The organism is Flavobacterium lipolyticum (assembly GCF_020905335.1).
Lineage (GTDB): Bacteria > Bacteroidota > Bacteroidia > Flavobacteriales > Flavobacteriaceae > Flavobacterium > Flavobacterium lipolyticum.
Map to the genome: position 1 here is coordinate 155,522 of NZ_JAJJMN010000001.1, position 16,488 is coordinate 172,009.

A 16,488-nucleotide genomic window follows, 5' to 3' on the forward strand; every position below is an offset into this window, starting at 1 on the left:
ACCTTAAATATCAAACATAAAATTACAATTTTATCTAAATATTAAGATTTAAAACATTCAAAAACTATTTTAATTGCACAATAAACAACAAAGCGTTTTGTTTTTTTCTAAAAATATTAAATTAAAACCAAATTGTTACAAATATCACAAAAACAAGTATTTTAGTTATTTTAAATGTTAAATAAAGACTACTTATTAACAGAAAATTAAGATATTTGGGAAAACTAACCAAAAATATTTACAAATGAAAATCAACTTTAAGTTTTTTTTGGGGTTATTGATCGCATTATTTATGCAAATAGCCAATGCACAAGAAGGATCGATTACAGGGAAAGTTACTGACTCAAAACGAATTCCTCTTCCGGGAGTTAACATTCTTGTAAAAGGAACAAAAATCAGTACTCAAACTGATTTTGACGGAAATTTTAAAATAACAGCAAAAAAAGGAGACATTCTAACCGTAAGTTATGTCAGCTTTGCAACTGTACATGTCCCTGCTTCTAATTTAATGACCGTTCAACTGGTCGAAACACAAAATGAACTGGAAGCCGTTTTGGTTGTAGGTTACGGAACACAGACCAAAAAGAATTTAACGGACAATATTGCCCGCGTTACGGCTAAAGATATCCAGCAAATACCTGTTTCAAACGTTCAAAATGCGCTGGTGGGTAAACTTGCCGGTGTACAAATCACTCAGACCAACGGTAAAGTTGAAGGTGGTATTAATGTTAGGGTTCGTGGTGCTGCCAGTATTAGTGCAGGAACACAGCCTCTCTACGTTTTAGATGGAATCCCCTTGATTACAGACAACGAATCCAGCAACGGAGCGCCGACAAATCCATTACTGACTTTGAGCCCGAATGAAATCGAGTCTATTGACGTCTTAAAAGATGCTTCTTCTGCAGCAATTTATGGTGCCCGTGGAGCTAATGGAGTGGTAATCATCACTACCAAAAAAGGAAAAGACGGAAAAGGAACTTTCTCTCTTAATTTCTCACAAGGTGTTAGTGAAGCTACACACAAGAGAAAGTGGCTTAATGCAAAACAATATGTTGAATTAATACGTGAGGCAGGAAAAAATGTTGACGATTTAGCCTCGGTAGAAGAAGAATTAGATCGTCTGGCTCAGGGAACTGACTGGAGAAATGGAGAAATTGATACAGACTGGCAGGATATCGCCTTTCAAACGGGATATACCACCGATGCTGATTTTTCGGTTTCCGGCGGAGACGACAAAACCAGATACTTCTTTTCAGGAGCTTACAACAACACTACCGGAATTATCGACAGCAATAGTCTGGAGAGAATAACCGGAAGATCTAACTTATCTCATAAAGTATCAGATCGTTTTACTGTGGGAATGAACATTGGTTTTTCAAGAGCCATCATCAACAGAGTTCAGGACGATAACTCTTTTACATCACCTCTACAATCCGTAGCGCAGGCTCCAATATCACAAGCAAGACTGGCAGACGGAACAGCAAATCCGAACACAGAATATGCTAACTATTTATTAGCAAAAGACAATACTTTCTGGAAAACGAACATGCGCAGACTTACCGGAAAGGTTTTTGGCGAACTTAAAATAGTAAAAGGTTTAAAATTCAATTCTGATTTCTCTTATGATTATCTAACACAGACCGAAGACTCCTGGCAAGGAAAAAATGCTCCGTTTATGGCGACAGACGGTGAGGTATTTGCAACCTCTGTTAATACTGAAAATTATGTTTTTAGTAACTACTTTACTTACGACAAAACGTTTGCAGAAAAACACGTTCTAAATGTCGTTGCGGGTATGGAACTTAACAAATACAACCGCAGGTATCAAGATGTAAACAGCATCTATTTCCCTAATGATGGCTTCCAGACAATTGACGGAGGAGCAGAAGTTAATGCCGGGGCCGGAAACGAAACTGATTATGCCTTTGTTTCTCAATTTGGGAGATTTAATTATGCTTTTGACGGTAAATATCTGTTCAAAGCCAGTATTCGTCGTGACGGTTCTTCCCGTTTTGGGAAAAACGAACGCTTTGGTGTTTTCCCGGCACTTTCTGCCGGTTGGGTAATTTCTCAGGAAAATTTCTTAAAAGAAAATCCGGTTTTAACCTATTTGAAAATAAAAGGAAGCTGGGGTAAATTAGGAAATGCCGAAATTGGAAACTTTGCCTCCCGCCAATTGTACCGTCCGAATCCTTATAATTTAAAATCCGGATTAACATTCTTTCAACCTGGAAATAATAACTTAACCTGGGAAAAATCTACTCAAATCGATTTTGGTGCCGAACTGGGCTTTTTAGATAAAATTACTTTTGAAGCCGACTACTATCAAAAAGATACCGATGGACTACTCTTTGATGCTCCACTTCCAAAAAGTGCAGGTGCCGGTCCTGATGGAACTATCAGTAAAAATATCGGAAAAATCAGAAGCAGTGGTTTCGAATTTACGTTAAATACTAAAAATATCACCACCGAAAATTTTACCTGGACTACAAGTTTCAACTTAACCACAAATCAATCAAAAGTAAAAACGCTTCCTAACAACAATGCAGATGTAATTAGCAGTTATACTATTAATAGAGTTGGCGAAAACATTTCATCCTTCTATTTGGTAGAATACGCAGGAGTTGACCCGGCAAACGGAGATGCACTTTTTGTAAAAAACACAAAAAATGCCGACGGAAGTATTGACAGAAGTACGACCAACGACTATAGCGAAGCACAGAGAACCATTCTTGGAAATCCGTTTCCAACCTTAATGTCAGGACTTACCAATACGATTTTATACAAAGGTGTTGACTTTTCATTTACTTTCCAAGGAGAATGGGGTGCCAGTATTTATAACACTGCGGGAATCTATCAGTCTACAGCAGCCGATTATTTTGATAATCAGACACTGGATCAGCTAGACCGTTGGCAAAAACCGGGTGACATTACTAATGTACCACAAGCAAGATTTGGAGGTTCAAACGGTACCCAAAATTCGAGCCGTTATCTTGGTAAATCAGATTTCATACGTTTAAGAAACCTGACATTAGGATATTCATTACCTAAAAAGACCGTAAGCGACATGGGAATGAGCAATTTAAGAATTTACATGACGGCTGTAAATCTATTGACTTTTACCAATTACAAAGGTTCTGATCCTGAGTCACGAAGAGATGACATCTCAAGAGCGAATCCTAATATTGGACAGGAATTTTATTCGGCTCCACCAGCGAGAACAATCGCTATGGGAGTAAATATCAATTTTTAAATCGATCAAAATGAAATCAAATACGATACTATTATTTATGCTTTTTGCAGTCTTTTTTACAAGCTGCCAAGACGAATTAAACGTAGAACCAAGACAAAGAGAAGATGCTTCTATTACCTTGAGTACAGAAGAAGGAGTTACCAATGTACTTACCGGAACCTATGCTCTTGCCGCAAACGGAAATGCTTACGGAGGAAGAATCTTAGTTTATGCCGATTTACTGGGAGCAACAGGTGTAACCGCCACTACTGATTTTAGGTTCAGAGGAACTTTTGGCGAATTAAGACAAATGTATATTAAAAAAATGCTTGCCGATAACGTAATCATCACCGGAACTTACTCGAGATGTTACGAAATCATAAACGCAGCCAATACCGTTATTGACAATATCAGCAAGGTGAAGGATCCGGCTAAACAAGCCCGAATGATCGGTGAAGCTAATTTTTTAAGATCACTTGCTTATTTTGATTTAGTGCGCTTTTTTGCAAAACCATACGTTAGCGGTCAGCCCAATAATCAATTGGGAATTGTAATAAGAGACAAAGCCATTTATGATTTCAACGTCGATTTATCAAAAGAAAGAAGTACGGTTGCTGAAGTCTACAAAGTCATCATTGACGGATTAAATCTCGCTTACACCAATCTTCCAAAAGACAATAGTTTTTATGCTGACAAATATGCCGCAAAAGCTCTATTGGCAAGAGTATATCTTCAACAGGGCAATTACGCTTTGGCAAGAGACGCAGCCGATGATGTCATCAAAAATAGCGGACACTCTTTGTCTACAAAATATGCAGATGCCTTTAATCATGACACCGATCAGGTTGAAGACGTTTTTGCCATCCAAATTACGAAACAAACCGGAACAAATGATGCCAATACCTTTTATGCAGCCGAGAATAATGGAGGACGCGGAGGTGATATTTCGATCAGAGATCCTTATCTGGAAAAATTTACCGATCCTAACGACGATCGTGCAAATTTCAATTATATAAACCCTGCCAATGACAGATTACTGACTTTAAAATTTACCAATCAGTTTGGTAATGTAGGGATCATTCGTCTGGCTGAAATGTACCTCATCAGAGCAGAAGCCAATTTTCAGGCCGGAACAGCTGTGGGCAACACTCCGCTTGACGATATCAACATCCTCCGAACAAGAGCCAATGCACAAAAACTGACCGCAGTAACACTTGATGCTATTTTACTGGAGCGCCAATTCGAATTAGCGATGGAAGGCTTTTCAATTCACGACATCCGAAGAACAAAAGGCTCTATTGATGTAAGTGGCGACGGTGACGGATCTGAATTATTATCTTATGATGCCAATGTACTGGTATTTCCTATTCCGATCTTGGAAATGGATGCCAACAAAAAAATCACCCAGAATCCGGGTTACAGCAAGTAAAATTACCTAGATTCTCAGGGACTAAGATGCTGAGATACTAAGATTTTTTTTTCCGGAGTGCTTTAAAAAGTTCCTTAAAAATAAAAGGTGTAAAGTTTTGTAATGAAACTTTACACCTTTGTTGTTTTGTGTTTTTTCGTCAAAGTTTAAAACTTTGACAAAGTTTGAAAGTTCTAAAGTTCTAAAAAAAAACCTAAAAATCTTAGTATCTCAGCATCTTAGTACCTCAGAACTTAAAAAAAATTAATTCTTAAAAGCATTCAGTGATTTCTCGATAATTTCAAGACACTCCTGAATTTGAGATTCGGTCATCACCAAAGGCGGTGCCAGTCTAATTTTATTTCCATGAGTTGGTTTAGCCAATAATCCGTTATCTCTGAATTTCAAACAAATTTCCCAAGCCAAATCAGAATCTTCACCACAATTAATCACAATTGCATTTAATAATCCTTTACCGCGAACCAGCGTGATCAGATTATTGCGTTCTGCAATTTCATTTAGCCCTTTTCTTAAAATAATCCCCAGACGTTCTGCATTTTCGGCAAGATTCTCTTCTTTGATTACTTCAAGAGCTGCTATTGCAACTGCAGCTGCAACCGGATTTCCTCCAAAAGTAGATCCATGTTGTCCCGGTTTGATTACATTCATAATTTCATCATTACACAAAACTGCTGATACCGGATACACCCCGCCTGAAATTGCTTTTCCTAAAATTAAAATATCAGGTTGTACATTTTCATGCTGTACGGCTAATAATTTTCCGGTACGTGCGATTCCTGTCTGAACCTCATCTGCAATGAACAAAACATTATGTTTTTCACACAATGCTTTGGCTTTCGCCAAATATCCTTCAGAAGGAACATAAACCCCTGCTTCTCCCTGAATTGGCTCTACTAAAAACCCTGCAATATTTTTTGACGACTCCAATGCTTTTTCAAGAGCAGCCAGATTATCGTATTCAATTTTTATAAATCCTTCTGTAAAAGGTCCAAAATTTTTGCGTGCTACTTCATCATTTGAAAACGAAATAATGGTAGTCGTTCTTCCGTGAAAGTTATTTTCGCACACGATTACCTGTGCCTGATTTTCCGGAATTCCTTTTACTTCATAAGCCCATTTTCTACACACTTTAAGAGCCGTTTCAACTGCTTCAGCACCAGTATTCATAGGTAATACTTTATCGAAGCCAAAATACTTTGTTACAAATTCTTCATAATTACCTAATTTGTCATTGTAAAAAGCACGTGAAGTCAGCGTAAGTTTCTGAGCCTGATCGACCATAGCCTTCACAATCTTTGGATGACAGTGTCCTTGATTAACGGCAGAATAAGCAGATAAAAAATCAAAGTATTTTTTTCCGTCTACATCCCATACATAAACCCCTTCTCCTCTTTCCAGAACAACAGGAAGTGGATGGTAATTATGTGCTCCGTATTTATTTTCTTTTTCAATCAAAACCTCTGATTTTGACGACAGGGCATTTTCAGTATGAATCATGATCTTATTTTATTTAAAATTTTCTAAAAGCCAAAAGTATTAAAAATTTCTCATTAAAACCTCCATAACTACTAGTTTTGACTTTAAAAAAGACTTTTAAAGTCAAAAACAAAGGTTTTAGAGGTTAAAAAAATCAATTTTAGACATCTTATAATCCCCTTCAATCCCTTGTTAATTAAAAAAAATAGTTACTTTTATGAATGCGAAATTATTGTCGCCTATTTAGAGTTCTTTTTTAGAACAGCTGCAATAACATAAGCATTAAGATTAAACACAAATTATAAGAATGGATATATTAGACGAATTTGATATTAGCATCATTAAAGAATTAGAAAAAGACGGAAGAATGGCTTTTTCTGCAATCGCTGCTAATTTGAAAATATCAAACACCATGGTGCATCAGCGTATAAACAGAATGATCGAACAAGGTGTAATTGGTGGAATCAAACCTATCATCCAGGAAAAAAACATTGGTTATGACTGGGCGTCTTTTACGGGAATAACCCTGAATAAAGATTCTGATTCAGACCGGATTATTGAAGAATTAAAAGAAATTCCGGAAATTACAGAATGCTATTACGTGACAGGATCCTTTACGCTTTACATCAAAATCATAGCCAAAAATCATGAACACATGCGCCGAATCCTTTATGAAAAAATCGATGGTATTCCGGGTATTGCCAAAACCGATTCGATTATTGAATTAGGCTGTGCGTTCAAACGAAATATCTCTTTATAATTACTTTTTAAATTTTAAACCATGATGTTACGAAAACTGCTTTTACTTACTTTGTTTTGCTGTAAGTCAGCCCTGTTTTCGCAAATCGTTGTTCCTGGTCCGTCAAAAAGTGATTTCTCCCCGACACTTTCTTTTTTAGCTTCCGATTGGATGCAGGGTCGCGGAACTACTCAAAAAGGAGCTTTTCTGGCCTCTGAATATATTGCTTCAATGATGGAACTTTACCAATTAGTTCCGTACGACACAAAATCAGGATACTATCAGAATTTCAAAATTGAAGAACACACCGTAAAAAAGGCTGCACTTGAAATAAAAAAAAACAGTAAAGAAACTTTTCCCCTTTCTCCAAATACCGATTTTCAGGTTACCCCTGTCGCACAATCGTTACAAAAAGAAACCGAAGTCGTTTTTGCCGGTTACGGATTAAATCTACCGAAAGAAAACTATGATGACTATAAAAACCTGAATACAAAAGATAAAATTGTCGTCGTTCTAAAAGGCTTCCCGGGACATTTGGACAGCACATCAGTATCCTATCAGAAATTCAAAAAGTACTATCCCGAAGAAAACAACCTCGAAGAAATTAAACTTCAAACCGCGATCAGTAAAGGAGCCAGCGCATTGATTCTTATTGATGGCAAAAAATGGGTCAAATTTAAAAAAGAAACCACCTTCCATTCCCTCGAAAATTCAAACATCACTTCGATTCCCATTTTTGAACTTAGTAAATCAGCTGCCGAAAAACTTTTTACAGGAAGTACTATCTCGTTAGAACATTTTGAAGAAAAAGCGGCACGAAAATTATTCTTTGCTGCTGTTCCGCTAAAAAATACGAAAATTAATTTCTCTATAGAATTGCAATCCCAAACCTTTCCGGTTCGCAATGTTTTAGGAATGATTCCGGGGAAAGACACTACCAAAACTATTATTGTGGGAGCACATTACGATCATTTAGGCATCCTAAACGATTCTATTTACAATGGAGCCGACGACAATGCATCAGGAGTTTCCGGAATGCTGGCACTGGCCAAAAAATGGTCCGAAACCAAAACAAAACCTCCCTGCACTATATTATTTGCTTCGTGGACGGCCGAAGAAATGGGGCTTTTGGGAAGTGAATACTTCGTTCAGCATTTGGATTCCGAAAAACAAAAAATACTGCTCGCCATTAACATGGATATGATTTCGAGAAGTGCTCCCGAGGACAAATTACATCGAATCCTAAGTATCGGAACACAAAAGGAAAATGTTTCTTTAAAAGAAATTGCCAGCCTAAGCAATACAAAACTTTCGAAACCTTTTACACTCGATCTTTGGGAAACCAATGGACATACCGGAAGTGATTATGCTTCGTTTACTGCTAAAGAAATTCCCATCATGACTTTTTTTAGTGGTTTTCACGACGATTATCATTCCACCAGAGATATCGCTACAAAAGTAGATTTAGATAAAATAAAAGATGTTCTCTTTATCGTCAATACCTCTCTTTTAAATTTTATAAACCAGTTGCATTAACTCCATTCAAAAAACGATGAAAAACCAACTTTCCTTCCATTTTTTCTATCAAAAAATCCTGATCCTTATGCTACTTTTTACAGCTAGTCTGCTTCAGGCACAAAGTCCCAAAGGCAAACTTTTTATCATCGGCGGCGGCGATCGGTCTGATGCCCTGATGAAACAGGTTTTAAGTGTTTCTGAATTGACAAAAAATGATTTCATCGCTGTTTTGCCCATGTCAAGCGAAGAACCGGACAGCTCCTTTATTTTTTTCAAAACACAAATGGTAAAATTAACTCCCAATCCAATTGTGATGCTTAATTTCAATAAAGAAACTGCTCAAAACAAAAAACTGACCGATTCACTTCAAAAAGCAAAACTGATTTTTATAAGCGGTGGAGACCAGACCCGTTTTATGAGCGTGGTGCAAAATACTCCAATTCAAACGGCGATTCAAAAAGCTTACCAAAACGGAAGCACCATTTCCGGAACTAGCGCCGGTGCCGCTGTGATGTCTGAAAAAATGATTACCGGAAATCAGAAACTACAAAAAGAATATTCCGGAACTTTTGACAACATCCGTTACGACAATCTCGAAACTGCCGAAGGTCTTGGACTACTCCAAACCGCAATTATCGATCAGCATTTTTTAAAGAGAAATCGTTACAACCGATTGCTTTCCGCATTAGTGGAATTCCCTTCTTTAACCGGAATTGGAATCGACGAAAGCACCGCCATCATTGTCCGAAACAATCAGATTGAAGTTGCGGGTGAAAGTGAAGTGATCGTAGTGAAAAAACCAAAAGGAATTCTGAAATCTAAAAAGAATAATCTCATTTCGATTGAAAATCTACAAATGAGCATTTATACTGCCGGACAAAAATTTAACATCCAATAAACATGTTTACCACCAAAACTATAAAATTAGCCTTTGTACTTTGTTGCGCAAGTCTTCCTCTTTGTGCACAAAAAATCAATTCAAAAGAAGCCGCACGTCTCGAAAATTTAGCCCAACAGGTTCGTATTATCAGAGACCACTGGGGTATTCCCCATGTTTATGGAAAAACGGATGCTGATGCTGTTTTTGGATTACTCTACGCCCAATGCGAAGATGATTTTAAACGCATTGAAATGAACTATATTGAAAAGTTGGGGCGCCTCTCAGAAATAAAAGGACAAGCCGTTTTATACAATGATTTAGAAATTAAATTATTAATTGACACCGAAGAAGCCAAAGCCGATTATAAAAAAGCTCCCTTATGGCTCCAAAAATTATTAAACAGTTATGCCGATGCTATTAACTTTTACCTCTACAAACATCCCGAAGTAAAACCGGCGCTTTTAACTCATTTCGAACCCTGGTTTCCTTTGCTTTGGACCGATGGAAGTATCGGAGCCATCAGTACTGCCGATTTAACAACAGGAGAATTAAAAGCTTTCTATTCCGGTAATGGTGATAAAGTGGCGTATGTTGAAAGAGAGAAAAATGTACAAACAGGTTCTAATGGTTTTGCATTTGCCCCCTCAAAAACAGCCGACGGAAATGCTATTTTATACATCAATCCACATACCACCTTTTATTTCAGACCCGAAGTACAAGTCACCAGCGAAGAAGGCCTAAACGTTTACGGAGCAGTAACCTGGGGGCAATTTTTCGTCTATCAGGGTTTCAATGAATATTGCGGATGGATGCACACCTCCTCCAACGTTGATGTTGCCGATATGTATGCCGAAAAAATTGTCGATAAAAAAGGCAAACTATTTTATGAATTCGACAAAAAACTAATCCCGGTTATCGAAAAAGAAATTATACTACATTACACCGAAAACGGGAAATTAATCCCTAAAAAATTCAAAACCTACTACACCAATAATGGTCCGATTATGGCCAAACGTGACGGAAAATGGATCAGTTTAAAATCAAATAATCGCTCGATGACCAGTTTAATTCAGAGTTGGGTCAGAACCAAATCAACCAGTTTTGAAGATTACAAAAAAGCGATGGACTTAAAAGCCAATACTTCAAACAATACCGTTTACGCAGACAACAAAGGAAATATCGCTTATTGGCATGGAAATTTTATCCCAATCAGAGATAAAAGCCTCAATTGGTCTAAAGTCATTGACGGATCGGTCTCGGCTACGCAATGGAAAGGCCTGCATAATGTAAACGAAACCGTTCATTTGTATAATCCAACAAACGGATGGCTGCAAAACTGTAACTCAACACCTTACACTGTTGCGGGAGAAAACAGTCCGAAAAGAGAAAACTACCTGCCTTATATGGCACCTGACGGAGAAAATTTTAGAGGAATAAATGCCGTTCGAATTTTCAGCAAAGGCAGTCAGTATACTTTAGACAAAGTAATTGCTGACGGATATGATACTAAATTATCGATTTTTGAAATTTTAATTCCAAGCCTGATTTCGATTTACGAAAAAAACAAAACAGCATATTCTGAATTAAATGAAGTCATTTCGATACTCAAAAACTGGGATTATTACGCCAAAGAAAATTCAGTAGCCACCACTCTGGCAGTCGAATGGGCGTACAAATTAGATCCGATTATACTGAAAGCATATGTCGATGAAGGAGAACCGGATCAGGTAGAGAATACCCGAAAATTTGCCACGAATGCCACCGCTGTTCAAATGCTTCCGCAATTACAGTTAGTTTTAAAAGAACTGAACTCAAAATGGGGAACCTGGAAAGTAGCCTGGGGAGAAATAAATCGTTTTCAACGTTCAAACGGCGACATCGATTTAAAATATGATGATGCTCAGCCGAGTTTACCGATCGCTTTTGGACCGGGCTCCTGGGGAAGTTTACCTTCCTTTAAAAGCAGTTATCAAAAAGACTCCAGAAAACGATACGGCTACAATGGCAACAGCTTTGTATGTGCTGTAGAATTTGGTCCAAAAATAAAAGCAAAATCATTGTTAGCCGGAGGTAATAGCGGAAATCCTGACTCCAAACATTTCAACGATCAAAGTGAAATGTATCGAAAAGGAAACTTTAAAGAAGTCTTGTTTTACAAAGATGATGTGATCAAAAATGCCGAGAAAACCTATCATCCCGGTGAATGATTTTCATTGTAAGAAAATAACGTTTAAAAACCCCGGAAGAAATACATTCTGAGGTTTTTTCGTAACGTAATATTTCTGATATTTGTTAAAAATTGTACTCTTATGAAAAATTCGGCCTTTCTCTTATTTGCTACCATATTGTTTTCCAACGGTATAAATGCACAACTAAAAGCTGTAAAATACACTGACGGTTCTCAGGCTCTAAGTGGATTATTTGCAAAATCTGCTAAAAAAAGCACTCAAAATCCGGGGATTTTATTGATTCCGGCCTGGCTTGGCATTGACAAAGCCTCTAAAGATATTGCAGAAAACTTATCCAAATTAGGCTATCACGTTTTCATTGCTGATATTTATGGAGAAGGAAACAAACCTGCCAATACCTCAGAAGCGGCAAAGCAATCCAGTTACTACAAAAATAACTTTGAAATATATCAAAAACGCATCAATGCCGCATTACAGGAATTGATCAAATCAGGAGCCAACGCCGACAATATTGTAGCCATTGGGTACTGCTTTGGAGGAACCGGTGTTCTTGAAGCTGCACGCGGACATTTAAATCTAAAGGGAGTAGTTTCTTTTCACGGAAGTTTAGCCAGAGATGCCGCCCGTAAAATTGAACCCATCACAACTAAAGTATTAATTTGTCACGGGGCCGACGATCCCTATGAATCAAAAGAAGAAATAACAGCTTTCCAACAGGAAATGAGAGATTCAAAAGCCGATTGGCAAATGATTTATTATGCCAATGCCGTACATTCTTTCACCAATCCTGAAGCAGGAAATGACAACTCAAAAGGAGCAGCCTATAATGCCGTTGCAGCAAAAAGAGCTTTTGAACATTTGCAGCTTTTCCTGAACGAAGTATTGAAAAAATAAGCTTTAAAACTGCAATTTCAAAGAATAAAACTGACTTCAACTATATGGTTTTAAAATTCAGACAATAAGTGAAATTCGCAGCAAAAAAATCTTTTTCATCTGTGACAAAAAAAAGTATCAGCATTAAGCCAGATAATTATTTTTAAAATTTACGGAAATTCGCGTTATTCGCTGCAAGAAAAAACAAACCAAGAAAACCAAACCAATACCATTTACAATCAATGTCACACAGTCCGATTAGAAAAGACAAAACCTGCTTAAACTGCAGACACGTTGTTGAACAAAAATTTTGCCCCAATTGCGGGCAGGAAAATACCGATTCCCGAAAAACATTCCATCATTTGTTCGTTCACTTTTTTGAAGATTTGACACATTATGAAAATGCTTTTTGGCGTACGATCAAAAACCTTTTGTTTAAACCATCGGCATTAACCAAAGAATACCTTTCAGGAAAACGTTTATCCTACTTAGCTCCTGTTCGTTTGTACATCTTTATCAGTTTTGTCACTTTCTTAATGATCGCCTTATTTCCGGGCCATTCAAAAGAAACCACCGCTGATTTTAATCTCGACATAAGCAACGAAAAAGAAGTTCCAAAAAATATTTTTACAGGAGATCTTAACGATTTAAAACCCGGAGACGGTTTTGATGATTTTACCAAAGAGATCGATTCCGTTCAAAAATATGCACCTGAAAAGGAAAAATTAGATTCGTTTAGTTACTGGATGATTCAAAAAGTAAAATATGTAAAAGAACACAATACCAAAAAAGAACTCATTAACAAGTTCACAGAGTCTTTTGTACATAACATTCCCAAAGTACTGTTCATTATAATGCCATTATTTGCTTTCTTTTTATGGCTCGTTCATAACAAAAAAAGATGGTATTATTTTGATCATGGGATATTCACTTTACATTACTTTTCGTTTTTGCTTCTGGTAATCTTCTTCCTATTTATAATTAGAAGATTGGTTGGGTTATTTGGAGAAGACAGTCCACTATCTTTTATTTCAGGTGTAACCGACTTTTTTGGAGGTCTCTGGATGTTCTACTATTTCTTTCCGGCACACCACCGTTTTTACGGAGAAACAAGATGGGTTTCCTTCTTTAAAAGCATCGCATTGCTGTTTATAAATTCAATTTTTATCTTATTCTTACTGATTTTCTATATTTTCTATACCTTTATCAATTTACACTAAACAACCTATGAAAAAAATCATAATCCTGTTATTAATTGGTACTGCATTTTCGTGTAAAAACACACAATCAGTTACCTTAAAAGACAATTCAGATCCCTCTAAATACATCGACTTTATTTCTGAAAAAGATCTAAAAACAATGCTTTATGTAGTAGCCTCTGACGAAATGGAGGGGCGTGAAACCGGATCGAAAGGGCAAAAGAAAGCAGGTCTTTACATGATCGGGCAATACAAAAAACATGGAATTTCGTTCCCTAAAGGTGCAACCGATTATTACCAGCATATTCCTGCCTCATTTTTAAATGCCAGACGAAATGAAAACTTACCGGATTCAGAAAACATCTGGGCTTATATTGAAGGATCTGAAAAACCGGATGAAGTTTTGGTTATTTCCGCACATTACGATCACGTAGGAGTAAAAAATGGCGACGTTTATAATGGTGCTGATGATGATGGTTCCGGAACTGTTGCTGTAATGGAAATGGCAAAAGCATTTGCAAAAGCCAAAAAAGACGGACACGGTCCAAAACGCTCTATACTGTTCCTGCACGTTACCGGAGAAGAACACGGTCTGCATGGTTCTCGCTATTATTCTGAAAATCCTTTATTCCCAATCGCTAATACCATTGCCGACATTAATATCGATATGATTGGCCGTCGTGATGTGGAACACGAAAAAACAAACAATTATGTGTACGTAATTGGAGCCGACAGACTCTCCACTGATTTACACAATATTGTTGTGGCACAAAATGAAAAATACACTAAAATTGACTTAGATTTTAAATTCAACGACCCGAAAGATCCAAATCATTTTTACGAGCGTTCTGATCATTATAACTTTGCAAAATTTGGAATTCCATCGGTTTTCTTCTTTAACGGAGTTCACGAAGACTACCACAGAAAAGGTGACGAACCTCAGAAAATCGAATACGATGCTTTGACTAAAAGAACAAAATTAGCTTTCTCCATTGCCTGGGAATTAGCGAATAGATCTGATCGCCCAGTAGTGGATAAACCGATTAAATAAGGCGCTAAGGCACTAAGATACTAAGGCTCTAAGCAACAAAGGTTCAAAGGTTCAAAGGCTTTTAAAAATAACAAACAAAAAACGAGGAGCTAAAACTCCTCGTTTTTTTTATACTTCCTAATCATTCTTTAAGCTTGAAATCCAGCTAAAACCTTTGAACCTTTGCAACTCTGAACCTTTGTACCTTTTAATTAACGAATAGATCTGATCGCCCAGTAGTGGATAAACTGATTAAATAAGGTACTGAGATACTAAGATGCTAAGGCTCTAAGCAACAAAGGTTCAGAGTTACAAAGGCTTTTAAAAATAACAAACAAAAAACGAGGAGCTTAAACTCCTCGTTTTTTTATACTTCCTAATCATTCTTTAAGCTTGAAATCCAACTAAAACCTTTGAACCTTTGCAACTCTGAACCTTTGTACCTTTTAATTAACGAATAGGTCTGATCGCCCAGTAGTGGATAAACCGATTAAATAAGGTACTGAGATACTAAGATGCTAAGATGCTAAGGCTCTAAGATTTTTTAAGTGCTGAGAAACTAAGTTACCACTTTATTCTATAAATAGGAGGCTGTCTAAAAAGACAGCCTCACTTATTTCTCCTATTACTTAAAGATTATTCTTGCATCATAGAGCAACTTTTAAATAAGCCATCCCAATGATTTCTTTTTTATGCGGGTACTCCTGATTTTAATTTCTGTACAACTTCCAAACATCTATTTTCAAAAATTGACTGCTCAACTGGCACAACAACCGATTGAAATAATTGCATTAAATCATCCGAATGATTTGCTGATTTTTTTGTCGCAATATTATAATGAATAAACCTGATCCATAAAATTGCTTTTAATTCCGTTTCATTTTCATTCCACATTTTCATTTCAACCAACAAAGCATTATCGCGATACTCAATCAATTGCGATTCAATCAGGGTCGTTTCCATCGTAAAAGCCGGACGTATATAACTAATCTGACTGGATGCTACTACCCAGCTCAAACCAGTTTCTTTCAGATATTTAAAAATATCCAGATCGTAATGTTCTGCAATCTGATCTTCTCTTGTATTAATAAAATACTCCAGATACTTTGCGTTGTTTAAATGATTAAAAGGATCACAATCCTGAAATCTGATTTTCTTTTTTGTTTTTAATACTTTTTCCATTTTCTGCTTTTTTTATCAAATACCAATCGGTATCTGAAGGGTTAAAAAATTTTTATTTCCTCATTTTATCAATTATCGCATGGTCTATAAAATCCATAGCGGTGGTGATGTATGTCCCATCATTATGCGTAAAGGCCAAAAGGGAGCTTCCTTCAATTAAAGTCAATAATAGCTTTGCATATTGCAGCGGATCAATATTCTCCTGAATTTCTCCACTTATAATACCTTCACTAATGATATTGGAAAGTCCGGTGATAAATTTCTGAGACAAACTCTGAGCACTCTTAAACAACAGTGGATTGATAAATTTAGTATCTACTCCTACACGCAGCATTGGACAACCACCTCTGTCTTTGACTACATCATAATAGCTCCGTTGATATTTCGTTATCGTGTAAAGTTTCTCTAAACTTCCTGTAGTAGAAGCCAGTATTTTGAATAAAGGCGTTATCGCTACCTCTACATTCAATTGAAAAGACTTTAAAGCTAACTCTTCTTTATTGGCAAAATTGCAGTAAATAGCCCCTTTGGTAAGTCCCGTAGCCTTGGTAATATCCGAAAGACTGGTACCCACATATCCCTGTCTGTTAAAAACAGGTGCTACTTTGTCCAATATAAATTCAGAAGTGTTCATTATTTTCCAGTTTTCAACAATCGTTCTTCAAACAAATATAACACAAATACCGATCGGTATTTCATGTTAGAGCTTTTTTTCTTCTAAACATAAAAAGAAAGGGGTGA

General features: G+C 36.7%; 12 protein-coding genes. 9 read left to right on the plus strand and 3 right to left on the minus strand.

Annotated elements, in window-relative coordinates; genetic code table 11:
- The first annotated feature begins 244 nt into the window (after window positions 1-244).
- Entirely contained in the window at window positions 245-3,253 is a 3,009-nt protein-coding gene (locus tag LNQ34_RS00625) for a SusC/RagA family TonB-linked outer membrane protein (protein WP_202703289.1), read from the plus strand.
- Between the two features lie 10 nt (window positions 3,254-3,263).
- On the plus strand, window positions 3,264-4,661 hold the full coding sequence (locus LNQ34_RS00630; RefSeq protein WP_229998330.1) for a RagB/SusD family nutrient uptake outer membrane protein: 1,398 nt from the start codon (window positions 3,264-3,266) through the stop codon (window positions 4,659-4,661).
- Window positions 4,662-4,904: 243 nt separating this feature from the next.
- Here the strand turns inward: LNQ34_RS00630 and rocD are convergent, their stop codons facing one another.
- On the minus strand, window positions 4,905-6,158 hold the full coding sequence (gene rocD / locus LNQ34_RS00635; protein ID WP_202703291.1) for an ornithine--oxo-acid transaminase: 1,254 nt from the start codon (window positions 6,156-6,158) through the stop codon (window positions 4,905-4,907).
- A 286-nt stretch (window positions 6,159-6,444) separates the two neighbouring features.
- Between rocD and LNQ34_RS00640 the strand changes: the two genes are divergently transcribed.
- From LNQ34_RS00640 to LNQ34_RS00670, 7 genes are all read left to right on the plus strand, one after another.
- Window positions 6,445-6,897 (plus strand): Lrp/AsnC family transcriptional regulator, encoded by a 453-nt coding sequence (locus LNQ34_RS00640; RefSeq protein ID WP_173964999.1) that lies wholly within the window; start codon window positions 6,445-6,447, stop codon window positions 6,895-6,897.
- A 21-nt stretch (window positions 6,898-6,918) separates the two neighbouring features.
- Window positions 6,919-8,412, plus strand: coding sequence for a M20/M25/M40 family metallo-hydrolase (locus LNQ34_RS00645; protein ID WP_229998331.1), 1,494 nt, complete (start codon window positions 6,919-6,921; stop codon window positions 8,410-8,412).
- Between the two features lie 16 nt (window positions 8,413-8,428).
- Entirely contained in the window at window positions 8,429-9,292 is an 864-nt protein-coding gene (locus LNQ34_RS00650; RefSeq protein WP_202703293.1) for a cyanophycinase, read from the plus strand.
- Between the two features lie 2 nt (window positions 9,293-9,294).
- Window positions 9,295-11,481, plus strand: coding sequence for a penicillin acylase family protein (locus tag LNQ34_RS00655; RefSeq protein ID WP_229998332.1), 2,187 nt, complete (start codon window positions 9,295-9,297; stop codon window positions 11,479-11,481).
- Between the two features lie 102 nt (window positions 11,482-11,583).
- Window positions 11,584-12,357, plus strand: coding sequence for a dienelactone hydrolase family protein (locus LNQ34_RS00660; protein WP_229998333.1), 774 nt, complete (start codon window positions 11,584-11,586; stop codon window positions 12,355-12,357).
- A 221-nt stretch (window positions 12,358-12,578) separates the two neighbouring features.
- A complete protein-coding gene (locus LNQ34_RS00665) occupies window positions 12,579-13,556 on the plus strand; it encodes a DUF3667 domain-containing protein (RefSeq protein WP_202703296.1) in 978 nt (325 codons plus the stop codon).
- Between the two features lie 7 nt (window positions 13,557-13,563).
- Window positions 13,564-14,586, plus strand: coding sequence for a M28 family peptidase (locus LNQ34_RS00670; RefSeq protein WP_070907197.1), 1,023 nt, complete (start codon window positions 13,564-13,566; stop codon window positions 14,584-14,586).
- 669 nt (window positions 14,587-15,255) lie between these two features.
- On the opposite strand, the gene LNQ34_RS00675 is transcribed toward LNQ34_RS00670, so the two are convergent.
- Window positions 15,256-15,747 (minus strand): acyl-CoA thioesterase, encoded by a 492-nt coding sequence (locus LNQ34_RS00675; RefSeq protein WP_202703297.1) that lies wholly within the window; start codon window positions 15,745-15,747, stop codon window positions 15,256-15,258.
- 52 nt (window positions 15,748-15,799) lie between these two features.
- Complete coding sequence (locus LNQ34_RS00680) at window positions 15,800-16,381, minus strand: TetR/AcrR family transcriptional regulator (RefSeq protein WP_229998334.1); 582 nt, start codon at window positions 16,379-16,381, stop codon at window positions 15,800-15,802.
- Between the last annotated feature and the right edge of the window lie 107 nt (window positions 16,382-16,488).

Coding starts and splice junctions, on each gene's coding strand:
- LNQ34_RS00625 (WP_202703289.1), top strand. CDS start 245: ATGAAAATCAACTTTAAGTTTTTTTTGGGGTTATTGATCGCATTATTT.
- LNQ34_RS00630 (WP_229998330.1), top strand. CDS start 3,264: ATGAAATCAAATACGATACTATTATTTATGCTTTTTGCAGTCTTTTTT.
- rocD (WP_202703291.1), bottom strand. CDS start 6,158: ATGATTCATACTGAAAATGCCCTGTCGTCAAAATCAGAGGTTTTGATT.
- LNQ34_RS00640 (WP_173964999.1), top strand. CDS start 6,445: ATGGATATATTAGACGAATTTGATATTAGCATCATTAAAGAATTAGAA.
- LNQ34_RS00645 (WP_229998331.1), top strand. CDS start 6,919: ATGATGTTACGAAAACTGCTTTTACTTACTTTGTTTTGCTGTAAGTCA.
- LNQ34_RS00650 (WP_202703293.1), top strand. CDS start 8,429: ATGAAAAACCAACTTTCCTTCCATTTTTTCTATCAAAAAATCCTGATC.
- LNQ34_RS00655 (WP_229998332.1), top strand. CDS start 9,295: ATGTTTACCACCAAAACTATAAAATTAGCCTTTGTACTTTGTTGCGCA.
- LNQ34_RS00660 (WP_229998333.1), top strand. CDS start 11,584: ATGAAAAATTCGGCCTTTCTCTTATTTGCTACCATATTGTTTTCCAAC.
- LNQ34_RS00665 (WP_202703296.1), top strand. CDS start 12,579: ATGTCACACAGTCCGATTAGAAAAGACAAAACCTGCTTAAACTGCAGA.
- LNQ34_RS00670 (WP_070907197.1), top strand. CDS start 13,564: ATGAAAAAAATCATAATCCTGTTATTAATTGGTACTGCATTTTCGTGT.
- LNQ34_RS00675 (WP_202703297.1), bottom strand. CDS start 15,747: ATGGAAAAAGTATTAAAAACAAAAAAGAAAATCAGATTTCAGGATTGT.
- LNQ34_RS00680 (WP_229998334.1), bottom strand. CDS start 16,381: ATGAACACTTCTGAATTTATATTGGACAAAGTAGCACCTGTTTTTAAC.